This window comes from Nocardia aurea (genome assembly GCF_003123685.1).
Taxonomy (GTDB): Bacteria; Actinomycetota; Actinomycetes; order Mycobacteriales; family Mycobacteriaceae; genus Nocardia; species Nocardia aurea.
The window spans coordinates 102,548-126,889 of record NZ_QCYJ01000084.1 but is presented as its reverse complement, the minus strand read 5'-3'; the positions used below and the strand labels follow the sequence as shown (position 1 = coordinate 126,889).

Sequence of the window (24,342 nt, the reverse complement as noted above, 5' to 3'; positions counted from 1 at the left end):
GCTAATTTCCTTCCGCTGTGATGGAGTCGAGCGCGATCGCCCGCTCGGATACCGCGACCGGGTCGGCGGCGGCGTTGGCTCCGGCCCTGCGGCCGGAGAAGACGCAGTCCGAGAGGGAGAGTCCGCTGACGTAGGAGTCCGAGCAGATGCCGACCGCGGTCCGTCCGGCGGCGAAGAGCCCGGGAATGGTCTCGCCGCTGGTCGACCGGACCGCGCCGGTGTACTCGTCCACGACGACGCCGCCGAGGGTGAGCATCGGACAGGGGTTGACAACGCTCGGGTGGATACCTACATCCAACAACCAGAACGGCGCGGTCCGTACGGGTTCGGTGAATTCGGCCGGCTTGCCGACGGGGTCCGGTGTGCCGTTCTCGATGGCGGCGTTGTGGGCGGCGACGGTCGCGCGCAAACCGGCCGGGTCGATGCCGGCCTTCGCCGCGACGGCTTCCAGGGTGTTCCCGCGCACGGCGCGCCGCCGCGTCGCCTCGAACTGGGCGCGCTGGAACCAGGCGCCCTGTTCGCCGATCTGCGAGATCGCCTTGCGCATCAGTGGATCGTCGGCCAGGACCCAGCCCTTGCCGTCGTGTTCGGTGATGAGGGCGTGCCCGACCGCCGCGCCGTATCGGGTCTCGTCGATGACCCTGCGCCCCGCGGCGTCGACCAGGACGGCGCCGGTGAACGAACTCGGCGGCAGCAGGAATCGCCAGGCGGAGATATTGCCCATCCGATCGGTGGCAGCGCCGACCTCGCGCGCCATCAGGATGCCGCTACCGTCGTCGCCGCTGCTGCCCAGCGCCAGACCGTGGCGATACAGCGGGCCGTATTCGGCCATCATCGTGCGGTTGGCGATGAACCCGCCCGCGCTGAGCACGACACCGCGACGCGCGAGCACCCTGATGGTCTTGCCGTAGCGGCGGTCGAGCCGGTCGAGTTGTTTCTCCAGCGCTCTGCGCAGCGGCGGGTAGTAGATGCCGGGTTTGGCCGCGACCTTCGCCATCCTGGTGTAGCGATCGCGTACCCGGCCGGGCGCGTCACGCAGCGAGAGACATTCGACGCCGATCACCGCACCGTTGTCGTCGGTGATCAGCGCCGTTGCCCGCGTGAGGGTTTCGACGCGCACACCGCGACGGGCGGCGGAGGCGTGCAGCGGACCGGTGAGTTTCTTACCCGAGGTGCCCCTGCCTTTGACCCGGTGGCCGCGCTGGGCGGGTTCGGCGACCTCGCGGCCGTAGCCGGAGACCTCGCTGCCGGAGTGATACAGGTAGTAGCTGTCGTTCGGATACGAGGTCTTGTACGGACACAGCGAGGGTTCGAAGGGCACGCCGTGTCCGGTGAGCCAGTCGATCATGGCCGGGCTCTGGTCGACGAACCGGCGCAGGGTCTCCGGCGCGACGGCCGTGCCGACCTCGCGACGCAGATAGGCCAGCATCTGTTCCGGGGAGTCCTCGACCCCGGCCGCTTTCTGGACCCAGGTGCCGCCACCCGCGTAGATGATGCCGCCGGACAGGGCGGACGCACCGCCCCCCGTGAACCGCTCGAGGACGAGCACCTGCGCACCGGCGGCCGTGGCTTCCAGCGCGGCCGACGCACCCGCCGCGCCGTACCCGACGACGACCACGTCCGCGGTCAGGTCCCATTCGAGGCCCATATTCACTCCGGTCTGAAACTGAAACGAGTTTCTCGTCTAGTGGAATGCCGAGCAAGTCTTCTGCCACACAACATAGACCAACGGCGCACTCATTCTATAACGTGTTCTACATGACTGATCGGGAATATGACGTGGTGGTGGTCGGCAGCGGCGCCGCGGGCATGACCGCCGCTCTCACCGCGGCGCACCACGGGCTCAGCGTGGTGATCATCGAGAAGGCCGCCCACTACGGCGGTTCGACGGCCCGTTCCGGCGGTGGCGTGTGGATCCCGGGCAACAAGGCGCTGAAGGCGTCGGGCCGACCGGACGACCGCGACGTCGCCCGCACCTACCTGCACAGCATCATCGGCGACGTGGTGCCCAAGGAACGGATCGACACCTACATCGACCGCGGCGCGGAAGCCTTCGACTTCGTCCTCGATCACACCCCGCTGAAAATGCGCTGGGTGCCCGGTTACTCCGACTACTACCCCGAAGCGCCCGGCGGCAAGGGCGAAGGCCGCTCGTGCGAACCCAAACCCTTCAACGCCAAGATCCTCGGCGAGGAGCGGTTCAACCTGGAGCCGCCCTACGCCAAGGCGCCGCTCAACGTCGCGGTCACCCAGGCCGATTTCGTGCGGCTCAACCTCATCCGCCGCCACCCCAAGGGCATCATGCGGGCCATGCGCGTCGGTGCGCGCACCTACTGGGCGAAATTCACCAACAAGCACCTGATGGTGATGGGGCAGGCCATCATCGCGGCCATGCGCAAGGGGCTGCTCGACGCGAATGTGCCGCTGCTGCTGAACACCCCGATGACGAAACTCGTCGTCGAGAACGGCGCGGTCACCGGGGTCGAGGCCGAGCAGGACGGCGAGACCGTGCGCTTCACGGCCCGATACGGCGTGGTGCTCGGTAGCGGCGGTTTCGAGCACAACGCCGAGATGCGCACCAAGTACCAGCGTCAGCCGATCGGCACCGAATGGACCACGGGCGCGGCGGCCAACACCGGCGACGGCATCATCGCGGGCATGGAAGCGGGCGGCGCGGTCGGCTTCATGGAGGACGCCTGGTGGGGCCCGACCATCTTCAAGGGCGGCAGGCCGTGGTTCGCGCTTGCCGAACGCAACCTGCCCGGCTGCATCATGGTCAATCCCGACGGCGAGCGGTTCGGCAACGAATCCGCGCCCTACGTCGAGGCCGTGCACACCATGTACGGCGGCGAATACGGACAGGGCGACGGGCCGGGCGCGAACATTCCGGCGTGGCTGGTCTTCGATCAGCGGTACCGCAACCGCTACATCTTCGCCGGACTCCAGCCCGGACTGCGCTTCCCGTCGCGGTGGATGGAGAACGACAACATCGTCAAGGCCGACAGCCTCGAGGAATTGGCGAGCGCGATCGGAGTGCCCGCGGGAAACCTCGCCGCCACGGTCACCCGGTTCAACAGTTTCGCCGAATCCGGCAAGGACGAGGATTTCGGCCGCGGCAACAGCCATTACGACCGCTACTACGGCGATCCGACCGTGAAGCCGAATCCCTGCCTCGCCGGGCTGGTGCAGGGGCCCTTCTACGCGGCCAAGATCGTGCCGGGCGATCTCGGGACCAAGGGCGGCCTGGTCGCCGACACCTCGGGCCGGGTACTGCGCGAGGACGATTCGGTCATCGACGGGCTCTACGCCTCCGGCAATTCGAGCACCCCGGTCATGGGCCACACCTACGCCGGGCCCGGCGCGACCATCGGTCCCGCGATCACCTTCGGCTACCTGGCCGTCCTCGATATCGCCGAACGCAAGAAGGCGGGTTCGGCCAAAGCCGCCGCCGAGGCCTGAGCCCCGCCATCGCGCCACGCCGCGGTTCGGTTTCCGCCCGACACAATGGACGGGCGGACCGTTCCGCGGCGGTGCCGTGTTCTGTCCACACATATCCACAAGGGAGAACCGATGCCCATCGACCCGAAGATCGCGCTCGGCGCCGAACTGCCCGACCTCGCGTTCGCCTGGACGCCCTCCGACATCCAGCTCTACCACCTGGGTCTCGGCGCGGGCGCGCGCTGGACCGACCCCGCCGAACTGCGCTACCTCGACGACCGCGCCCCGCAGGTGCTGCCGACCTTCGCCGCCGTCGCACCGACCTTCCACGACACCGAACCGCCCACGGTGGTCTTCCCCGGCATCGATATCGACCTGGCGAAAGTGGTGCACGGCTTCCAGGAGGTGCGGCTGAACGGGCCGATCCCGACCTCGGGCAAGGCCACCCGCAAGGCCCGCATCACCGAACTGTGGGACAAGGGATCCTCGGCCGTGGTGGTGCAGGAGCACACGATCGTCGGATCCGACGGTGCGACGCTGTGGACCAGCCGCTCCTCCATCTTCGCCAAGGGCGAAGGTGGTTTCGGCGGCGAGCGCGGACCGAGCGCGAAATCGGAACTGCCCGACCGCGCACCGGATTTCGACGTGACCGTGCCGACCCTGCCGCAACAAGCCCTGCTCTACCGCATGTCCGGCGACCGCAATCCCCTGCATTCGGATCCCGGGTTCGCCCGCGGTGCGGGTTTCCCGAACCCGATCCTGCACGGGCTGTGCAGCTACGGCATGGTCTGCAAAGCCGCCACCGACACGGTGCTCGACTCCGACGCCGCCCGCGTCACCGGATTCAGCGCCCGCTTCGCCGGGGTCCTGTACCCCGGCGAAACCATCCGCACGCGAATCTGGCGAGCGGACAACGCGCTCACCATCGCCGCCACGGTGGTCGAGCGCGAGGACGCCCCGGTCCTCGGAGACGTCACCCTCTGGTTCGAATAGACCCACCGCACCGGACGGTCGGGGTCGGCACTCGGTTCGAAAACCGGGTGCCTACCGTCTCGGGGCGGCGGTTCTCCCGGTCGCGGTGCGGGGTCTGCGGACCGCCAGGCCCTGGATGATCGAGCCGTAGAGCAGGATCACCAGGATCGGGGCGGCGATGGGGGCCCAGGCGAGGCGCAGTGGAAGCAGGGCGGCGGCGATGGCGCAGACCGAGAAGAGGACGGCGCCCGCGACGGAGGGGACGGTGGTGGGTACCACGCCGACGGGGGCGGAGACGGTCGCGGTGTTCAGCAGGTAGGTGGTCGCCACCAGGCCCGCGGCGGCCGCGGCCAGGACACCGGTCTCGGAGGCGACGAGGACGCCGAGCGCGAGCAGTACGGCGGTCACCGCCGATACCCGCAACCACCAGCCCGCGACCACGAGGACGATCGCGGGAATCGCCGCGAACGGCATCATCAGCGCGACCGCGAGAACCAGCAGCGCGCCGGACAGGACGGCGAGGAATCTGGTCATCGGCGCACCCTGATCCTTCTGCGATGTTCGGGCAGCAGGCGCATGACCTGGTCGAGCCGGGCGCCCTCGGTCCACGCGACGATATCGACGCCGACGGTGCCCATATCCCGGTACATCGTCGCCCGTTCGAGCTGCCACATGCGGGCCAGCGTCGGATCGAGACCGTCGCGGAACGGTGTGCCGCGCAGCACGTCGACCACGACGACCACGTGTCCGCGTTTGCGCAGATCGATGAGCGCCAGCGCGAATTGGGTGTCGAGCAGGGTGGAGAACGCGACCACGATCGCGCCGAGCGGCACCGCCGCGTGCGGGGCGAGAGTGCCGGTCGTCTCGATATGTTCGTCGCCGACCTCGAGCACCGTGTCGACGATCCGGTAGAACTGGCGGCGGCCGATATCGGGGCGCAGCCAGCGCGGCGTGCCGCCGAGACACACGACGGCGGTGCGGTCGCCGGCTTGCAGGGTGGACTGCACCACCTGCGCGGCGCCGCGCACCGAGAGTTCCAGCGAATCCGTCGCGGGGCCGGGCGCCTGCTGCGAGGTGTCGACCAGGACGACGACGTCGGCCGAGCGGTTGGTCAGTCGCTCGGTGACATGGAGCCTGCCGCGCCGAGCGCTCACCGCCCAGTTCACGGTCCGCAGCTGATCGCCCGGTGTGTAGGCCCTGATATCGGCGTATTCGACGCCGGGGCCGAATTTCCTGGTCAGATGGGTGCCGAGACGTTCGGGAAGTTCGGTGCGCGGCAAACGCATTCGCTGCGGATCGGTGATCGGGTACACGTACAGTTGCCCGGCGGGCAGCACGACGGTGGCGACCGCCAGGCCCGCCGGGCTGAGCGCGGAGACCCGCACGGCGCAGGGGTAGCGGCCCCAGCGATCCGCGGTGAGGGCCAGCCGCAACCCGGCGGGCGCCGTCCCGGAATCGCTCGCCTCCTCGATCTCGATCCCGAGTCCGTGGACCGGCTCCGGTTTCAGCCGGAGCAGGGCGTGTCCCGCGTCGACGTAGGCGGCGACGGGCAGTACCACCTCCTCGGTTTCGAAGCAGCGCAGCGTGCCGCCGCCGTCGACCTGGATTCTGGTGCGCGACTGCTGCCACCGGGCGGTGGCGAGCACGCCGAGCATGGGCGCGGCGAACAGGATCGGCTGCCACTGCCCGAACGCGACCGCCGCCACCAGCGCCGCGCCCGCGCACACGGCGAGCATGTACACCAGAGCCGCGGGCCGCCAATGCAATTCGGCGTCGACGGTTCTGGTCACATCGCGATGGCGGGCGACGGACCGGTCACCGGCATCGGACGCCTGCGCCGCGGCTCTGCGCCCGGCGGCGCCCTGGATCACCGACGGCGCGGTGACCGCTGCCGGGACTACGGCCTGCTGCGGGCCGGTGGTGGACGCTGGAATCGCGCGGGGCAACGGCTCGGGTGCTACCGGCCCGGTCACGGCCCTCGACCAGAAACTCGACCGACGCCCGGTGTCGGAGGGGACACCAGTCGGCGCGGACTCGCCGCTGCCACCCTCCGGACGTGCCGTCCGTGCGGGCACTTGCCCGGGCTCAGGCCCGGGCCAGTGCCCGGCCGCCGCGGTCGGCCGCGACTCGGTGTCACCACCGGACTCGCCGGGTTCCGGCGCGCGATGCAGACCCCGCATGCTCACGTCACACTTGCGCGCGGAACGGGTAGGCGGCGCAGCAGTTCGGCGATCACGTCCTCGCCGCGAATCCGGCGGACCCACATCTCGGGGCGCAGGGTGATCCGGTGGGCCATCGCCGGGACGGCGAGCGCTTTCACGTCTTCGGGGACCACGTAGTCGCGACCGAGCAGCAACGCGCGGGCCCTGGCCATCTGGACCAGGTCCAGTTCCGCGCGTGGACTCGCGCCGACCTCGACCTGCGGATGTGAGCGGGTGGCCGAGGCGAGCGCGACCACGTAACCCACCACGTCCGGGTGGACCGTCACGTATTCGACCGATTGGCGCATCTCCAGCAGACCGCCCGCCTCGACCACCTTGCCGACCTGCGGGGGTGTCGAGCCGCGTTCGAGTCTGCGCCGGATCATCTGGGCCTCGTCGTGTTCGGACAGGTAACCCAGGCGCAGTTGGATGGCGAACCGGTCCAGCTGCGCTTCCGGCAGCGGATAGGTGCCCTCGTACTCGATCGGATTATCGGTCGCCAGCACGATGAAAGGCTGTGGCAGCGGGAAGGTCTCGCCGTCGATACTCACCTGTCCCTCGGCCATCGCCTCCAACAGCGCCGCCTGGGTCTTGGGCGGGGTCCGGTTGATCTCGTCGGCCAGCAGCACATTGGTGAACACCGGCCCGCGCCGAAAATTGAAACGGCCCGACGACATGTCGTAGATCGTCGACCCGAGCAGATCGGCGGGCAGCAGATCGGGGGTGAACTGCACCCGGGTGAACTCCAGGCCGAGCGCGGCCGAGAACGACCGCGCTATCAGGGTTTTGCCCAAACCCGGCAGATCCTCGATGAGGACGTGCCCGCCCGACAGCACGGCGATCATGATCAGCTGCAACTCGTCCCGCTTACCGACGATCACCCGGGACAGTTCCCGGAGAACGGCTTCGGTGCGCTGGACCGTCGCGTCCATCGGCATCGTCATATGTCTTCTCGCACTTGCCTCAACCCATTCGTGTGATGATCGACCGCTACATTCCCTGCAAACGACGCAGGATCTCGTCCAGCGCGGCCCGTCCCGGCGCGCGCGAGGTCTGATCGCGCAGTGCCGAGTTCGCCGGATCGACCCAGCGCCACAGCTCCGGACCGAATTGCAGGATTCCCGCGGCTTCGGTCGCCTTCCTGTTCTTCGCGACCCGTAGGCCGGTGGACAATTCGAACTCCTTGGCCAGCAGCGGACGCAGGTGCCGGTCCCAGTCGGCGCGGGTGCCCTCCGCCCGATCGGCCAGCATCTGGGCCCGCGCGTGCCAGCGATACAGCATCTCGGCGGGTCCGTTCTCCATATCGTCGGGAGGTTCCTCTTCTTCGATCTCCCGTCCGCGTCGCAACCCGAGCGTCAACTGGACGACGGCCAGCGCCAACGGGATCGCGGCGACCGGCAGCAGCACGCTCGGCGCTTTCCCGAAGGTGACCAGTTCCACCACCGCGATGAGAACCATCGCGGCGACCACGACGACGACCCGGTTCATGCCCGCGCCCCCTGGAGGTCGGCGAGCACGATTCGCAGCAATTGTTCGGCGCGCATCCGCTGCCATTCCATCATCGAATGAGGGCTGAACCGCGCCTCTTCGAACAGGCTGACCAATTCGCGCGCGGACGCGTCGTGCAGGGCGCCGCGCTCGAAGGCGCGCGCGAGCACCTCCATCGGGGTGTCCGAGGCCAGCGGCGCGGCGGCGCGATCGGAGGCGAGTCCGCGTTCCATCGCGACGTAGCAGGCGATGATCGCGGTGCGCGGGTCCTGGCCCGGCGCGTTCATCGCGGCCAGACCCATTTCGGCGGCGCGGGTCAGCGAATCGACCACGACGGCGGGCGCGGCGGGAACCGGCTGCGCTTCCCTGCGCGGGGTGCGACGGGCGGCGAGCGCCACGACGACGAGCCCGGCGAGGGCGACCGCGATCAGGGCGACGGCGGCGACACCGGTCAGGAGCAGGGGAAGGCCGCTGAGCCCGTCCGTCGCCGTACCGGGGTCGGTCGGCTCCGATCCGCCGGGGACCGGGGTGAGGGCGGGGGCAGTCCGCGCCGGTGGGGGCGAGGTCTCGTTCCCACCCCGCAGGCCGATCGTGTAGACGGCGACGGCCGCCGCCGCCAGCAGCGCGAGCACCGCGAGAACGCCGAGGACGATCTCCAGGGTTCGGCCGGGTTTCGACGGACCGGTGGGATCGTCGTCGACGTCCGGCATGGACAGCGGGAGACGATGTCTGCTCGCGATCACCCCGGCGAGCAGGATCACCACCGAGACGGTGAACAGCACCGGCATCAGCGCCACCGCTATCGCCGAGGGAACCCACCGATGCTCGACGGTATCGCCCGCGCCGGGTATGTGGCCGCGCAACGCTATCGCGGCGCACGCCAGCAGCGTGATCAGCACGATCACGCGCGATATCGGCGCTCGCGCCCGAACCAACCGGATTACCACCAAACCTGAGTACTGCCCGAAACAGCCACATAGTTACATGCCCGGCTGCCCGTTCGAGAGAGAATCGAATACTTCGTATCACCTCGGGTTTATACGGTGTACCAGGTACGAACGTACCACTCGAAACGGCCTGGGTCAGCTACCCAGAAGCCACCCGCGCGGGTTGTGAAATCTCACTGAGCCTGCTGCGAATTCGGGCGATACCGGGGACACCCAGCGCGCCGTCCAGCAACTCCGGCAGCGCCGCGTCCGCGTGCACGGTCAACTCCCGATCGGCGTCGTAGAGGACGTCGATCAGGTTCACCAGACGCGTGACGGCGTCGGGATGCACCTCGCGCAGCCGAGGCACGCCGGTGAGCGTCCACCGCCGGAAACGGTGCGCGAGTGCGAGATAGTCGGCCGCCGAGGTCGGGGTGGCGCAAAGGTCGGCGAAATCGACGGTGATCGAATCGGTCGTCGTCGCGCGGACGCGGATGCGGCGGGTGCCGACGAGAACGTCGGACGCCTTTCGCCCGGGTCGGGACGCCGCGCGTTCGGCCGCGCTCACCTCCGCCGTCGCCGTGACGACGTAGCGCCCGGCCGCGAAACCTGTTCCGGCACTGTCGCCCAACGTTCGATAGTCGACGGGGCCGTCCACGGCGACGATGTCCAGGTGCCGCACGATACGGTCGATGGTCGGCACGAACCGGTCGTGGAACAGCGGGTTCGGCAGCAGGTCGGCGGGTGGATGGTTCGAGGTCAGGACGAGAACCGTGGAGCGGGCGAACAGCACGTCGAGTATGCGGGCGATCAGCATCGCGTCACCGATGTCGTCGGCGTGGAATTCGTCGAAACAGACCAGCGCGGCGTCACCGAGCAGCGCGGCGACGGCCGCGTCGATGGAACCCGTCTCATGGACGGCGGCGTGCCACCGCGCGAAGAAGTGATGGAAATGCCAGCGTCTCTTGCGTTCCGAGGCCACGCTGCCGAAGAAGCGGTTCATCAGCATGGTCTTGCCGCGCCCGGGCCGACCGTGCAGGTAGATCCCCCGAGCTCGTTTCAGCGGCCGACCGCGCCGGTCGAGCAGCTCCCCCAGCCGCGCCGCGACCCGACGTTGATCGGCATCCAACTCGACCGTCTCCATGACACCCTCCTCGATCCTCTACATTTGTAGAGGAGTCTCGAATGCCCCCGCCACAGAAGGTGACGATGTCCACTACCGACCGCCGCGAACGCCTGGTCGACGCGGCCATCGACCTGATCGCCACCCGCGGGATCCGCGCGCTCACCCACCGCGCCCTCGACACCGAACTGGCACTGCCGCCCGGATCCGCCTCCTACTACTTCCGCACCAAGAAGGCACTCGTCGAGGCGATCGCCGACCGCATCACCACCCGCTCCCGCGAGGATTTCCTCGCTTCGGAACTGAAGGAGACGATCGTGCCTGCGGAACTGACCCCGTCGGCGCGGAGCAGTCCCGGGATCGTCGGCCCCGGCGACTTGGACACCGCTCGCGTCGACGGCGGTTCCGCCACGCGAACAAGCACCGAAACCGGGCTCGTCGACCCCGACTCCGTCGCGCATGCCATCGCCCGATGGCTGGACCGACTGCTGGCCGAGCGCCGCAACCATCTGATCGCGCGTCACGCGCTGATCGTGGCATCGATCGGAGAAGCGCAGGCGCGTGATCGACTCGCGCGCAGTCTCTTCTCCGTCGATCGCGGCCGGGACCTGTTCCGGGCCCTGGGGAGTGTCGATCCCGATCGGGCGGCGGCCGATTTCGTCGCGGTGGTCGAGGGCGCGGTATTCGACCGGTTCGCGGGGGTTCGGGCCGGGGTGCGGGCGGGCAGCGACGAGAGCGTCGCTCAATTGAGCGCGTTGCTGTCGACCTTCCTGCGCGGCGCACAGCGGTGAGGTAGGTCGAAGGCGCTCGGGAAGGGCGGAGTCAGCGGCCGGAGTGCGCCGTGAGCCTGTCCGTCGGCCGCACGCGACGTGCGACCATCACGATTCGGACCGCCTACCGCTCCAACCGAGTTCAGAATAGGGCGCACCGGTGCGGTGTGCGTGAATCCCGTTCAGCGAGTACGAGATGACCTGCTCGGGCAGGGCCTCGAGGGGGAACCATCGCAGTTCGTAGCATTTGTCCGGCTCGCGATTATCCGGTTCACCGATCCAACGGCGGGTTCGGAAGAACAGGCCGAGGCGGGCGGGCAGGTGCGGGGCGACCACGTGCGAGACGTGGATCAGTTCCAGCTCCGCCGGATCGAGGGTGACACCCACTTCCTCCATGGCCTCGCGGGCCGCCGCCGCGGTCGCGGACTCTCCCGGTTCGAGTTTGCCCGCGGGCAGATGCCAACTCCCGTCGAATTCGTCGGGGCTGCGGCGCTTGCTGAGCAGGATCTCGTCGTCGCGCAGGAAGAGGACGTGCACGTCGACCAGGTGTTTGGGTGTCATCGAACTCCTCGGGGCGACGCGGTGCCGCCGCCCCAAACTACGCCGCGACGGTGGCCGCGCCCGGCGTGGTATCCGCGTCGAAAAGAATTCCGAAAAAACTTTCGGCGGGCGGTCGATCCGTGTGCTTCTCGTTCGACGTGATGGATGAGAGGGTCGAGACACGACCCGTGACGAAGGAGCAAACGATGAAATACATGCTGATCATGCGTTCGACCGACGAGGCGATCGAAGCTTCGAAGAACATCCCGTTCGAGCAGGTCATCGAGGCCATGGGCAAGTACAACGAGGCACTGATCAAGGCGGGCGTACTGCTCGCGGGTGAGGGACTCGCGGGCCCCGAGGAAGGTTTCGTCGTCGATTTCGAGGCCGACCCGCCACTGGTGACCGACGGCCCTTACGGCGAGACCACCGAACTCTTCGGCGGGTTCTGGATCCTCGAGGTCGCTTCCAAGGAAGAAGCCGCGGAATGGGCCAAGCGCGTGCCGCTCGGCCCGGGATCCAAGATCGAGGTGCGCCGTGTGCACGAAAACGAGGATTTCCCGCAGGACAACGAGTGGATCCAGAAGGAAATCCAGTGGCGCGAGGAGGCCGAGGCGCGCAAATCCTAGATCCACGACCGAGAATTCGAGAGTTCCAGCCATGAACGTCGCCGCGACACGGGACGACCGCACGGAATCGGTACGGCGTTCCGTCGCGGCGGTCTGGCGCATGGAATCGGCCAAGATCATCGCGACATTGACCAGGACCGTCGGCGACTTCGGTTTCGCCGAGGACCTCGCCCAGGAGGCCCTGGTCGACGCGCTGGCGCAGTGGCCCCAGACCGGGATTCCGAAGAATCCGGGCGCCTGGCTGACCACGGTCGCCAAGCGCAGAGCCGTCGATCGCTGGCGGCGCGACGAACGCTATGCCGAACGGCTGGCCGGAATCGCCCGCGAGATGGCGCTCGAGGACGACACGGAACCACCGTGGGACCCCGACCGCATCGACGACGACGTGCTGCGGCTGGTGTTCATCGCCTGTCATCCGGTACTCGCCAGGGAAGCGCAGGTGGCGCTCACGCTGCGGGTGGTCGGCGGATTGTCGAGTGAGGACATCGCTCGCGCCTGTCTGGTATCGACCGCCACCGTGCAGCAGCGGATCGTGCGGGCGAAGAAGACACTCGCCGCCGCCGGGGTGCAGTTCGAGGTGCCGGAACGGCTCGAATTCGGACCTCGGCTGGCCGGGGTGCTCGGCGTGCTCTATCTGATGTTCAACGAGGGCTACGCGGCGGGCCGCGGCGACAGCTGGATGCGGCCGGAACTGGGTGTGGAGGCGGTGCGGCTGTGCCGCGTTCTCGCCGGGCTGGTCCCGGACGCCTCCGAGGTGCACGGCCTGCTCGCCCTGATGGAGCTGACCTCGGCGCGTTTTCCCGCGCGCACCGACGTCAACGGCGATCCGATCCTGCTCGCCGACCAGGACCGGCGGCGCTGGGATCGCAGCAGCATCACGCGCGGCCGGATCGCGCTGCGACGGGTGGACGCGCTCGGTCGCGGTCGCGGCGCGTACGCCCTCCAGGCGACCATCGCCGAATGTCACGCCGTCGCGCACACGGTGGACGACACCGACTGGGAACGCATCGTCGTCGTCTACGAGGCACTCGGCCGGATCGCGCCGTCACCGGTCGTCGAACTCAACAGGGCCGCCGCGGTGGCCATGGCCGTCGGCCCCCACGCCGCCCTCCGCCTGGTCGACGCACTGGTCGCCGACGGCCGCCTGGCCCGCTACCACCTGCTCCCCGCGACCAGGGGCGAACTCCTGGCCCGCCTCGGCCGCCGCGACGAGGCCCGCGCCGAATTCGAGGCCGCCGCCCGACTCGCGGGCAACGAACGCGAACGAGACCTGCTGCTACGCAAGGCAACCGCGATCACCCTGCGTACCTGACCGAACCGGTCGTTCGGCGATACCGTCAGCCCGCGGTGAGGACCAGGCCCGAGGTGGGTACGCCGGTGCCTGCGGTCACCAGGATGTTCTCGACCGCGTCCACCTGGTTGACCGAGGTGCCCCGGATCTGGCGGACGGCTTCGGCGATGCCGTTCATGCCGTGGATGTAGGCCTCGCCGAGTTGGCCGCCGTGGGTGTTGAGCGGAAGTCGGCCGCCGAGTTCGATCGCGCCGTCGGCGATGAAATCCTTGGCTTCGCCGCGAGCGCAGAAACCGAGTTCCTCGAGTTGCATGAGGACGAACGGGGTGAAGTGGTCGTAGAGGATCGCCGCCTGCATATCGTCGGGGCGCAGGCCGCTCTGGGACCACAGCTGGTCGCCGACCAGACCCATTTCCGGTAGGCCGGTGAGGGCGTCGCGGTAGTAGCTGGTCATGACGTACTGGTCGGCTCCGCTGCCCTGCGCGGCGCCGACGATGACGGCCGGGCGCTGCGGCAGATCCTTCGCCCGCTCCGCGCTGGTGACCACGATGGCGACACCGCCGTCGGATTCCTGGCAGCAGTCGAGCAGATGCAGCGGTTCGGCGATCCAGCGGGAATTCTGGTGGTCTTCCAGCGTGATCGGTTTGCCGTAGAAGAAGGCGTCCGGATTGACCGCGGCGTGTTTGCGATCGGCGACCGCGACCCGGCCGAAATCCTCGCTGCTCGCGCCGTAGACGTGCATGTAGCGCCGCGCGACCATGGCGACCTGCGCGGCCGGGGTGCCGAGACCGTGCGGGTAGGACCAGCCCGCATCGATGCCCGACGAGGTGGGCGCGGTCGCGAGCGCGGTGGAGAACTGCCCGAAACGCGACACCGAGCGCTCGTTGAAGGCGCGGTAGGCCACCACCACGTCGGCGATTCCGGTGGCGACCGCCATCGCGGCCTGCTGCACGGTCGCACACGCCGCGCCGCCGCCGTAACCGATGTGCGAGAAGAATTTCAGGTGCGGGATACCGACGGCCCGCGCCACGGCGGCCTGGGTATTGGTATCCATCGTGAAGGTGGTCAGGCCGTCGACGTCGGCGGGCGTGAGCCCCGCGTCGGCCAACGCCGCGGTGACCGCCTCGGCGGCCAGACGCAATTCGCTGCGGCCGGAATCCTTGGAGAAATCGGTGGCGCCGATACCGACGACCGCCGCCCGCCCCGACAGGCCATTTCGCTCACTCACTACGGCTCCCGGGGAAGGCAATCACTGCTTTCGCCGTGATGTGGTCGCCGAGGCTGTCGCGCCCGGTGACCTCGATATGGATGTCGTCGCCGTCGAGTTCGGTCACCGTGCCCGCGAGGGTGAGCGTGTCACCGGCGTAGAGCGGAACCCCGAGGCGCAGGGCGATGGATTTCACGACGGCGCGCGGACCCGCCCAGTCGGTGACGAAACGCTGCACGAGTCCGGTGTCGGTGAGGATGTTGACGAAGATGTCCTTCGACCCGCGCGCGACCGCCTTGTCACGGTCGTGGTGCACATCCTGGAAATCCCGGGTGGCGATGGCGGTGCTGATGACGAAGGTGGGATCGGCGTGGATCACCAACTCCGGCAGCACCGCGCCGACGCGGATATCCGGTTCGGACACGGTCGTCATTCGGAAACCTTCCAGTACGGCAGCGTGGAATCGTCGTCCAGCGCCTCGAAATCCACTCGCACCGGCAGACCGACCTTGACCTCGGCCGGATCGATGCCGCGCAATTCGCCGAGCATCCGCACGCCCTCTTCCAGCTCGACCAGCGCGACCACGAACGGCAGTCCACGGCCGGGCACCTTCGGCGCGTGGTGCACGACGTAGCTGAACACCGTGCCCCGGCCGGAGGCGACCACGTAATCGGTGGCCTCGGACTTGTCCTTCCACAGCGCGGGGATCGGCGGATGCCGCAGCGATCCGTCCGGCAGTCGCTGGACGCGCAGTTCGCCCGCTTTCGCGCCCTCCCAGAAGAATTCGGTTTCATGGGAGACCAGCGGTACGACCCGCTCACCGGCCGGCCGCTGCGGTTTCGCGGTGCCGGGTGCGAATTTCAGTATGCGGAACAGCATTTCGGTGACGTTCTCGTCGCCGACGTACCACCTGGTGCGGAAGGTCAGGAACCAGCCGTCGCCGAGTCCGGTCCGTTTGGGGCCGACGACGCTGTCGAGCTGACTGGTGACGGTCACCCGCTCGCCCGGCACCAGGTACCGGTGGTAGATCTGCTCGCAGTTGGTGCCGACCACCGAGGTGAATCCGGCCTCGTCGAGCAGCGCGGTGGCCGCGCCCATCGGATCGTCGGCCGGTCGAACGCCGTTGAGCCCGAACATGGTCCATACCTGCGCCATGGCGGGCGGCGCGACGACGCCGGGATGTCCGGCCGCGCGGGCGGCCTCCTCGTCGACGTAGATGGGGTTGGTGTCGCCGATGGCCTCCAACCAGTTGTTGATCATGGGCTGGTTCACCGGGTCGCGCGCCAGGCGCGGGGCGCATTCGCCCGCGGCCATGATCGCTTCGGCGGCTGTGGCGATCTCTCCCGGGGCGATGTCTCCCGGGGTGATCTCTTCCGGTGCTGTGGTGTCCGGCACGCGAGTCTCCTTGTCCTCTAGCGGGGTACGCGCGGCAGTTTCAGCCCGGCCGTGGCGACGAGTTCGCGCATCACCTCGTTGACGCCGCCGCCGAAGGTCAGCACCAGATTCTGTTTGGTGCGACGATCCAGCCAGGTCAGCAGAGCCCCGGTGTCGGGGTCGGCAGGATCGCCGTGGCCGCCGACGATCTCCTCGGCCAGCCTGCCCGCTTCCTGGAGCGCTTCGGTGGAGTAGACCTTGGTGGCCGAGGCGTCGGCGATGACGCCCATGGGGTCGTCGGCCTTACTGTCCATAGTGGCCGCGACCTGCCAGTTCAGCAGTTCGTTGAGCCGGACCATGGCGTGCATCCGCCCCAGCGAGCGCCGCACGTCCGGTTCGGTGAGCACGTTGTGCGCGTCCGCCCAGTCGCGGACCCGGTCGTAGAGCTGTTCGATCTTACCGGACGGGCCGAGTCCGACCCGCTCGTGATTGAGCTGGGTGGTGATCAGCTGCCAACCCCGGTTCTCCTGTCCGACCAGCATGTTCGCGGGCACGCGGACACTGTCGAAATAGGTGGCGTTGGTGTGGTGGGCGCCGTCGCAGGTGATGATCGGCGTCCAGGAATAGCCGGGGTCGGTGGTGTCGACGATGAGGATCGTGATGCCGCGGTGGCGGGATTCGACGGTTCCGGTGCGGCAGGCCAGCCAGATGAAATCGGCCTCGTGCGCGCCGGTGGTGAAGATCTTCTGCCCGTTGACGATCCAGTCGCCGGAATCGTCACGCACCGCGCTGGTCCGCAGGGCCGCGAGGTCGGTGCCCGCTTCGGGTTCGGAATAGCCGATCGCGAAATGGATATCGCCGGAGAGGATTCCCGGCAGGAATTTCCGCTTCTGCTCGTCGGTGCCGAAGGTCTGTAGGGTCGGGCCGACGGTCAGCAGGGTGACCAGCGGCAGCGGCACGTCGGCGCGCACCGCCTCGTTGTAGAAGATCTGCTGTTCGACCGCGCCGAAACCCTGGCCGCCGTATTCCTTGGGCCAGCCGACGCCCAGCCAGCCGTCGGCGCCCATCCGGTGCACCACGGCACGGTAGGCGTCGCCGTGACGGTTCACCTGCATCTGCGCCTCCTCCTCCGGAGTGACGAGATCGGCGAAATAGGAACGCAGTTCGGCACGCAGCGCGCGTTGCTCGGTGGTCAGGTCGATGAACATCTGGCCCCCAATCGGTCGAGTCGGAACGACGCGCCGCCGAGCCAGCGGGCGATGTCCTTGGCCTGTGAGAAATAGCGGTGCATCGGATGGGTCACGTCGACGCCGATGCCACCGTGCAGGTGATGACACTTCTGCATCGCGGCGGGCAGTTCGGAGGCCACGGTATAGGCCAGAACGTCCAGATCGTCGTCGGTGCGTTCGCGGTGTTCCGGCGTGGCGGCTATCTCGGCGTCCTGGGCAAGAGCCCAGTTCGCCGACACCGCCGCGGCGTGCAGGGTGCGCGAGACGACGTAGAGATCGGCGATCTGCTGTGCGACCGCCTGGAATTCGGCCAGCGGACGGTTGAACTGGTGTCTGGTCCGCAGATGTTCGGCGGTGAGCACCAGCGCGCCCTTGAGCAGTCCGTCCGCGACCGAACCGATGGCGGCGATCGCGGTGCGGTGCAATCGGTCGAGCCCGTCGGGGATCAATTGCTCGGCCGGAATACGCACGCCGTCCAGGCGCACCCCGGCCTCCGGTATGCCGCCGGAGGTCGGCGTCGGTGTGATGGTCAGGCCGTCGGCCCCCGCGTCGACGAGGGCCAGCCCCGTGTCGGTCGGGATCAGCAGCCAACGGGCCCGCTCGGCATAGGGCACCGCGATCTTGGCTCCGGTGACGATCACCGAATCACCGTCGACGACTGCGGTGGTCGAGGGTTTGTCCACGAAGGGCGCGCCCGGTTCGCTCAGTGCCACGGTGAGGATCGCGCCGCTCGCGACCTCGGGAAACACCCGCTCGGCGACGCTGTCGGGAAGTCCGGCCAACAGCGGCGGCAGGGCGAGACCCAGTGTCGGCAGAGCGGGTACGGCTACCGCGTCGGTGGCCAATTCGGTCAACATGACCGAGATCTCGGACAGGCCCATGCCGTCGCCGCCGAAGCGTTCCGGCAGGGCCACCGACAGCAGTCCGCTGTCGACCAGGATCGGCCACAGCTCGAAATCGCGCGCCTGCTCCCGCTCGAGCACGCTGACGACGACCTCGGCCACGGCGTCCTGGCCCTCGTCCCTGGTGAAGTCCACGCTGTATCTCCCAGTTCCCTCGTCGACTAACCGCTCGCGTCGCGAGGCAGGCCGAGCACCCGTTCACCGGCCACGGTGAGCAGGATCTGTTCGGTGCCGCCCGCGATCGACAGACAGCGGGTGAGCAGGAATTCCTTGACCTCGTCCGAGGCCAGCGCCCCGGCCGGACCCGCCGTGGTCGCGGCGAATTCCGCCACGTCCTGCCGGTGGCGGACGCCCACCAGTTTGCGGACACTGCTGAGCGCCGTCGGGTCGCCGCCGGACAGCATCTCGATGACCGCGCGCTGTTCCACCAGCAGGCCCGAGATGGCCTGGGCGATCAGCGCGCCGAGACGATCGCCGGTGAGTTCGGCGCCGGGCCCGGATTCGGGCAGTTTGGCGATCAGTTCTTCCAGTACCGGTCCGATACCGTTGCCGCCCATCGCGACCCGCTCGGCCGACAGTGTCGATCTGGCGATCTTCCAACCGTTGTTCACCTCGCCGACCAGACCGTCGTCCGGTACGAACACGTCGTCGAGGAAGACCTCGCTGAACCGCGCTTCACCGGTGATCGTCACCAGCGGGCGGACATCGACGCCCTCGGTTCGCATATCCACCAGGAAATAGCTGATGCCACGGTGTTTGGCCGCCGCGGGGTCGGTCCGGGCCAGACAGATGCCCCAGTCGGCCCGGTCGCCGAGCGAGGTCCAGACCTTCTGGCCGTTGAGCACCCAGCCGCCGTCCACCTTCTTGGCGGTGGTGCGCAGCGCGGCCAGATCCGATCCGGCGCCGGGCTCGCTGAACAGCTGACACCAGACGACCTCTTCGCGCAGGGTCGGCCACGCGAAGCGGTCGATCTGCTCCCGGGTGCCGTGTTGCAGCAGGGTCGGCACGGCCCAGCCGCCGATGGCGAGGTCGGGCGCCTTCATGCCGTGACGGCGCAGCTCCTCCGAGATCACCAGCCCGGTCATGGGATTCGCGGCGCGACCGTAGGGGGCGGGCCAGTGCGGCATGGTCAGGCCCGCGTCGACCAGCGCGCCCGCGCGCTCGGCGGCGGGCAGCGCGGCGATCGCGGCCACCTCGGCGGCCAGATCACCGGTGTCGTCCACCTCGACGCCGTCCGCGGCGAGGACCCGATCGGCCCCGGTCGTCCGGCGTTGCCCGGCCCTGGTCAGTTCGGTCACCCTGGCCCGCCACCGGTCCGAGCCGCCGAGCAGCTGACGCAGTGCCGTGGCCCGGCGCAGGTAGAAGTGCGCGTCGTGTTCCCAGGTGAAACCGATGCCGCCGAGGACCTGGACGCAGTCCTTCGCGGTCTCCACCGCGGCGTCCAGCGCGACGGTGGCGGCGATGGCGGCGGCGATCGGCAGCTCCGCCCCGCCCTCGTCGATCGCGGCGGCGGCGTCGGCGGCGACCGCGCGGATCAGTTCGGTTCGGCACAGCATCCACGCGCAGATATGTTTGACCGCTTGGAAAGAGCCGATCTTGCGGCCGAATTGCTCACGCACCTTGGCGTATTCGACGGCGGTGTCCAGGCACCAGCCCGCGAGTCCCGACAGTTCCGCGGCGACGAGGACGGCAACGAGATCCTCGACCGCGTGCGGCGCGGTGAACACACGCGACGCGGGCACCGTCACGCCGTCGCAGTACACGCGGGCCAGTGGCGTGCTCGGGTCGGCCCCCGGCAGTCGCTCGATACGCAGACCTGGGGCATCCGGGGCGATCAGGGCGTGACGCGGACCGTCCGGCGTGCGGACCGGCAACAGTACCGAGGTGCCCTCGTCCGCCCCGAGCACCAACTCCCAGACACCCTCGAGCAACACGTTCTCGTCCACGGCCGGTACAGTGACCGCGGATTCGACAACGAAGTCGAGCGCGACGCCGCACGGCATGTCCTCGTCGATGGCGCCCGCCGTGATCAGGTTCGCCAGTGCCGTGGACAGCACCGGACCACCGACCAGATCGTGGGCGGCCTGTTCGACGAGCACCGCGAGGTCGGCCACTGTACCTCCCGCACCGCCCGCCTCCTCGGCGACGGCGACGCGGAAGATCCCGAGGTCGGCGAGCGCGGGCCAGTACGCACGCCAGAAAGGTTGTCCATCCGGATCGGACCGTGAACTCTCTCCCGCGCTGGTGGCGGCCCGCATTGTTGCAATCGGCCGGACCGATCCGGCCCATCCGCGCATCGACTCCTGAACGGCTTTATGCTCGTCAGTGGTGGCGATGGTCACACTCCGTACCGCCTTTCCGGCGTGACGCCCACACCTAGAACATGTTCTAATATCAAGGCCGGGTCCAAGTCAAGAGAGCGACTTGGGCGCCCGGCCCCGCCGCGCATGCCAGCCGACGAAACGACGCCAGGAAAGGACTCTCATCTCATGGCAAGTCCATCCCGATCGCAGCCCGCCGATTCGAGCCCTTCGGCGCCCGCGAACGGCGCGGAGGCGGTAGCACGGCGCGAGAACACGGCTCCCAAGGAGCGGCGCGGGGGCAACAACGCCCGGCCCGCCACCACCGTCGCCACGCTCAGCGAGGACGAGCTGAGCTCGGCCGCGCAGCGCGAACGACGTAAGCGAATTCTGGACGCGACACTGGCCCTGGCCTCCAAGGGCGGTTACGACGCGGTGCAGATGCGCGCGGTCGCCGAACGCGCCGATGTCGCCGTCGGCACGCTCTACCGCTATTTCCCCTCCAAAGTGCATCTGCTCGTTTCAGCGCTGTCGCGCGAATTCGAGCAGATCGAGGGCAAACGCAAACCATTGGCCGGACAGTCGCCGCGCGAACGCATGCATCTGCTGCTCACCCAGATCACCAGAATGATGCAGCGCGACCCGCTGCTCACCGAGGCGATGACCCGAGCCTTCATGTTCGCCGACGCGTCGGCGGCCGCCGAGGTCGACCGGGTCGGCAAGGTGATGGACCGGGTCTTCGCCCGCGCCATGAACGACGGTGAGCCCACCGAGAGGCAACTCGCCATCGCGCGGGTGATAAGCGATGTGTGGCTTTCGAACCTGGTGGCTTGGCTCACTCGCCGGGCCTCGGCGACCGATGTGACCGACCGCCTCGAACTGACCGTGGATCTGCTTCTCGGCGATGGCGCTCTGAAATAGCTGGAGGCTTTCGCGCCGACATCGAAGCCCAACCGGTAGCCCGGCCGTCGCACAATAGTGCGCCGACCGGGCTACCGTTGTCATATGCCGCGTTTGCCCGCGGTCGCCGACCCGGATTCGAACCTCGATGTCCGGCAAAGTGACTCACCCCCGGCACTCGAGCCGAGGCGCCACCACGCCCCGGCGAGCACACTCGTGATCGTCTCGCGACACGGGTCGCTCCGGTCCGTTGAAAGGTTACCGGCCAGTTACCCATATGTTAACTGGGCGAATCCGGTTCGCGCCGTCGGACACCCCCGCACGCGCACCGGCGCACTGCGGTGCGACGAATTCAACACAGTATTGTTTTGCCCGCCCAGAATTAAACTCCTCCGATCACTAGGTTGGATGCGTGAGCGCACAGGATCTGCCAAAGGAACTTCGTCGTGCATTGTCGACGATCGCGCGCGAGCCACGGCTCTTGATCGCGTCGGATTACGACGGGACATTAGCGCCCATCGTGTCCGACCCGGCGAAGGCGTATCCCCACCGGGAATCGGTGAGCGCCTTACGCGCTCTCGCCGGTCTCACCGGAACCACCGCCGCCGTGATCTCCGGCCGCGCGCTGCGGGATCTCGCCGCATTGTCACGGCTTCCGGTGGAAGTACAACTGATCGGTAGCCACGGCTCGGAATTCGACGTGGGCTTCGTGCACGCGATCGACAACGACGCCAAACATCTGCTGAACGAGGTGCAGACCTCGCTGACGCAGATCGCCGAGGAGAATCCCGGCGTCGCCGTGGAGATCAAGCCGGCGAGTATCGCACTGCACGTGCGCAATGCCAGCCCCGAGATCGGACTGCGCGCGCTGAAGTCGGCCCGTCTGGGCCCGGCCTGCTGGGTCGGCGTCCAGGTGACCGAGGGTAAGGCGGTCATCGAACTGGCCGTCATCCCCACCGACAAGGGCACCGCGCTCGACACCATCCGCCATCAGGAGGGTGCGACCGCGGCGGTGTTCTTCGGCGACGATGTCACCGACGAGAAGGCGTTCCGGGTCCTGTCCGGGCCCGATCTCGGCATCAAGGTCGGCGCCGGTGACAGCCTCGCGAAATTCCGGGTGGACAGCACCGAGGACGTGTCGAAGGCTCTGGCCTACCTGCTGGAAGAACGGCGCACCTGGCTGGCGGGCGCGAGCGCGCCGCGGATCGAACGGCTCACCATGCTGGCGAGCCCGCGTTCGGTGGCGCTGCTCACCCCCGATGCCACGGTCACGTGGTTCTGCCATCCCGAACCCGATTCGGCCGCGGTCTTCGCGCATCTGCTCGGCGGGCCGCAGGCGGGGCATTTCACCATCGCGCCCGAGCGACCGGGCCTGCCGCTGTCGCAGCGGTACGTCGACGGCACCATGACCGTCGAAACCCGTTGGGCGAGTTTGTCGGTCGTCGACTACCTGCCGCACGACGTCGATCCGACCCGGACCGATCTGACCCGGGTCATCAGCGGCGACGCCAAGGCCGTCGTCACCTTCGCGCCCCGGCCGGAATTCGGCCAGGTGCCGGTGACCATCGAACGTGAGCAGACCGGCCTGCGGGTGCTCGGCACCAACGATCCGATGGTGCTGCGCTCCCCCGGCGTCGAATGGCAGATCGAGACCGACGGCACCCACGATGTGGCGCGTGCCGTCGTCGACCCCTCCGACGGTTCGATCGTGCTCGAATTGCGTTGTGGCACGCAGGATCTCGCACCGGCGATGAGCAGCGAGCTGGAGCGGCGGCGAGAAGCGGAGAGCTACTGGGCATCCTGGGCCGCCGGACTCGAATTGCCGCCGCTCAAGCCCGATCTCATGAAGCGTTCGGCACTGACCCTGCGCGGCCTGGTGCACGCGCCGTCCGGTTCGATCCTGGCCGCGGCCACCACATCGCTGCCGGAGGATATCGGCGGCGTGCGCAACTGGGATTACCGCTACTGCTGGCTGCGCGACGCCTCGCTCACCGCGCAGGCGCTGGTCTCGCTCGGATCGCTCGGCGAGGCCGACGCCTTCCTCGGCTGGGTGCACCGGGTACTGGAGACGTTGCCGGGCCCGGAGCGGTTGCACCCGCTGTACACGCTCTACGGCGAGACGCTGCCACCGGAGGCCGTCATCGATCAGCTGCCGGGATACGCGGGTTCGCGTCCGGTGCGCGTCGGCAACGCCGCGAATATGCAGGTGCAGCTCGACGTGTTCGGCCCGATAGTCGATCTCATCGCCTCGCTCGCCCACGCCCGCGAACAGCAGGGCAGCACCGACCCGGCGCGGGTACTGCCCGACGCCGACTGGGAACTTGTGCGCGCCATGGTTTCCGCGGTCCAGCGGCGTTGGACCGAACCCGACCACGGCATCTGGGAGATCCGCGGCAATCCGCGCCACCACGTGTACTCCAAGGTCATGGGCTGGTTGACGGTGGATCGCGCGCTGACGCTGGCGCAGAAATTCCAGCGCCACGTCGATCCGGCCTGGGTGGTCCTGCGCGACACCATCGCCGACGAGGTCAAGACCAAGGGCTGGAACGACGAGGTGCAGTCCTACACCGCGGCCTACGACGGCACGGATCTGGACGCGGCGACCCTGCACATCGGTCTGAGCGGACTGATCGACCCGTCCGATCCGCGCTTCGCCGCCACCGTCGTGGCGACCGAGGCCGAACTGCGCAGCGGTTCGACGGTCTACCGGTACCACCACGACGACGGCCTGCCCGGAGGCGAGGGCGGTTTCCACCTGTGCGCGGCCTGGTTGGTCGAGGCGTACCTGCTGATCGGCAGGCGCTCGGACGCCGAGGCCCTGTTCGCCCAGCTGGTCGATGTCGCCGGACCGACCGGACTGCTCAGCGAGGAGTACGACCCGGTCGCCGAACGTTCGCTCGGTAACCATCCACAGGCCTACAGCCACCTCGGCCTGCTGCGTTGTGCGCAACTTCTCGGCCTGCCCGCGGACGCGCTGGTCTGATCGACCCCCGAACGCCGCGCACGATCACCGCTGGTGAATCGGGCGCGGCGTTCGGCATGGATGCGGTGG

Annotated in this window: 21 protein-coding genes; 7 read left to right on the top strand and 14 right to left on the bottom strand. The window is 68.6% G+C overall.

Annotation, left to right across the window (positions count from 1 at the left end):
• Position 1 precedes the first annotated feature (1 nt).
• A complete protein-coding gene (locus tag DAT37_RS13830) occupies positions 2-1,648 on the bottom strand; it encodes an FAD-binding protein (protein WP_109525129.1) in 1,647 nt (548 codons plus the stop codon).
• 101 nt (positions 1,649-1,749) lie between these two features.
• On the opposite strand from DAT37_RS13830, the gene kstD reads away from it, so the two are divergent.
• Together kstD and DAT37_RS13820 are read left to right on the top strand one after the other, a co-directional pair.
• Positions 1,750-3,459: a 3-oxosteroid 1-dehydrogenase gene (gene kstD / locus DAT37_RS13825; protein WP_109525128.1), complete on the top strand. Its 1,710-nt coding sequence runs from the start codon at positions 1,750-1,752 to the stop codon at positions 3,457-3,459.
• Positions 3,460-3,570: 111 nt separating this feature from the next.
• Positions 3,571-4,431: a MaoC family dehydratase gene (locus DAT37_RS13820; protein WP_109525605.1), complete on the top strand. Its 861-nt coding sequence runs from the start codon at positions 3,571-3,573 to the stop codon at positions 4,429-4,431.
• 51 nt (positions 4,432-4,482) lie between these two features.
• Here the strand turns inward: DAT37_RS13820 and DAT37_RS13815 are convergent, their stop codons facing one another.
• The 6 genes from DAT37_RS13815 to zapE form a co-directional block, all read right to left on the bottom strand.
• A complete protein-coding gene (locus tag DAT37_RS13815; protein ID WP_109525127.1) occupies positions 4,483-4,944 on the bottom strand; it encodes a hypothetical protein in 462 nt (153 codons plus the stop codon).
• Positions 4,941-6,146 (bottom strand): DUF58 domain-containing protein, encoded by a 1,206-nt coding sequence (locus DAT37_RS13810; protein WP_408637412.1) that lies wholly within the window; start codon positions 6,144-6,146, stop codon positions 4,941-4,943. The genes DAT37_RS13815 and DAT37_RS13810 overlap by 4 nt, the downstream gene beginning before the upstream one ends.
• 446 nt (positions 6,147-6,592) lie before the next feature.
• Positions 6,593-7,555: an AAA family ATPase gene (locus DAT37_RS13805; protein WP_109525126.1), complete on the bottom strand. Its 963-nt coding sequence runs from the start codon at positions 7,553-7,555 to the stop codon at positions 6,593-6,595.
• Between the two features lie 46 nt (positions 7,556-7,601).
• Positions 7,602-8,099, bottom strand: a complete 498-nt coding sequence (locus tag DAT37_RS13800; RefSeq protein WP_109525125.1) for a hypothetical protein — start codon at positions 8,097-8,099, stop codon at positions 7,602-7,604.
• On the bottom strand, positions 8,096-9,004 hold the full coding sequence (locus DAT37_RS13795) for a DUF4129 domain-containing protein (RefSeq protein WP_109525124.1): 909 nt from the start codon (positions 9,002-9,004) through the stop codon (positions 8,096-8,098). Before DAT37_RS13795 ends, DAT37_RS13800 begins: the two co-directional genes overlap by 4 nt.
• 181 nt (positions 9,005-9,185) lie before the next feature.
• Positions 9,186-10,169, bottom strand: a complete 984-nt coding sequence (gene zapE, locus DAT37_RS13790; RefSeq protein WP_198654263.1) for a cell division protein ZapE — start codon at positions 10,167-10,169, stop codon at positions 9,186-9,188.
• Between the two features lie 41 nt (positions 10,170-10,210).
• Between zapE and DAT37_RS44905 the strand changes: the two genes are divergently transcribed.
• Positions 10,211-10,939, top strand: a complete 729-nt coding sequence (locus DAT37_RS44905; RefSeq protein WP_232839735.1) for a TetR/AcrR family transcriptional regulator — start codon at positions 10,211-10,213, stop codon at positions 10,937-10,939.
• Positions 10,940-11,026: 87 nt separating this feature from the next.
• On the opposite strand, the gene DAT37_RS13780 is transcribed toward DAT37_RS44905, so the two are convergent.
• Complete coding sequence (locus DAT37_RS13780; RefSeq protein WP_109525123.1) at positions 11,027-11,479, bottom strand: NUDIX domain-containing protein; 453 nt, start codon at positions 11,477-11,479, stop codon at positions 11,027-11,029.
• A 185-nt stretch (positions 11,480-11,664) separates the two neighbouring features.
• Here DAT37_RS13780 and DAT37_RS13775 point away from each other — a divergent pair, with 185 nt between their 5' ends.
• Positions 11,665-12,087: a YciI family protein gene (locus DAT37_RS13775; protein WP_109525122.1), complete on the top strand. Its 423-nt coding sequence runs from the start codon at positions 11,665-11,667 to the stop codon at positions 12,085-12,087.
• A 31-nt stretch (positions 12,088-12,118) separates the two neighbouring features.
• Positions 12,119-13,399: an RNA polymerase sigma factor gene (locus DAT37_RS13770; protein ID WP_109525121.1), complete on the top strand. Its 1,281-nt coding sequence runs from the start codon at positions 12,119-12,121 to the stop codon at positions 13,397-13,399.
• A 25-nt stretch (positions 13,400-13,424) separates the two neighbouring features.
• On the opposite strand, the gene DAT37_RS13765 is transcribed toward DAT37_RS13770, so the two are convergent.
• Genes DAT37_RS13765 through DAT37_RS13740 form a run of 6 tightly spaced genes read right to left on the bottom strand, consistent with a single transcriptional unit; the run spans position 13,425 to position 20,432 of the window.
• Positions 13,425-14,606, bottom strand: a complete 1,182-nt coding sequence (locus DAT37_RS13765; RefSeq protein ID WP_109525120.1) for a lipid-transfer protein — start codon at positions 14,604-14,606, stop codon at positions 13,425-13,427.
• Entirely contained in the window at positions 14,599-15,018 is a 420-nt protein-coding gene (locus DAT37_RS13760) for a MaoC family dehydratase (protein ID WP_109525119.1), read from the bottom strand. Before DAT37_RS13760 ends, DAT37_RS13765 begins: the two co-directional genes overlap by 8 nt.
• Positions 15,015-15,938, bottom strand: coding sequence for a bifunctional MaoC family dehydratase N-terminal/OB-fold nucleic acid binding domain-containing protein (locus DAT37_RS13755; protein ID WP_109525602.1), 924 nt, complete (start codon positions 15,936-15,938; stop codon positions 15,015-15,017). The genes DAT37_RS13760 and DAT37_RS13755 overlap by 4 nt, the downstream gene beginning before the upstream one ends.
• 59 nt (positions 15,939-15,997) lie before the next feature.
• A complete protein-coding gene (locus DAT37_RS13750) occupies positions 15,998-17,167 on the bottom strand; it encodes an acyl-CoA dehydrogenase family protein (protein ID WP_109525118.1) in 1,170 nt (389 codons plus the stop codon).
• Positions 17,152-18,225, bottom strand: a complete 1,074-nt coding sequence (locus DAT37_RS13745) for an acyl-CoA dehydrogenase family protein (protein WP_109525117.1) — start codon at positions 18,223-18,225, stop codon at positions 17,152-17,154. Before DAT37_RS13745 ends, DAT37_RS13750 begins: the two co-directional genes overlap by 16 nt.
• 26 nt (positions 18,226-18,251) lie before the next feature.
• Entirely contained in the window at positions 18,252-20,432 is a 2,181-nt protein-coding gene (locus DAT37_RS13740) for an acyl-CoA dehydrogenase (protein ID WP_109525116.1), read from the bottom strand.
• Positions 20,433-20,579: 147 nt separating this feature from the next.
• Between DAT37_RS13740 and kstR the strand changes: the two genes are divergently transcribed.
• Both kstR and otsB read left to right on the top strand, forming a co-directional pair.
• Entirely contained in the window at positions 20,580-21,311 is a 732-nt protein-coding gene (kstR, locus tag DAT37_RS13735; protein ID WP_109525115.1) for a cholesterol catabolism transcriptional regulator KstR, read from the top strand.
• 391 nt (positions 21,312-21,702) lie between these two features.
• Complete coding sequence (otsB, locus tag DAT37_RS13730; RefSeq protein ID WP_109525114.1) at positions 21,703-24,273, top strand: trehalose-phosphatase; 2,571 nt, start codon at positions 21,703-21,705, stop codon at positions 24,271-24,273.
• Positions 24,274-24,342 lie beyond the last annotated feature (69 nt).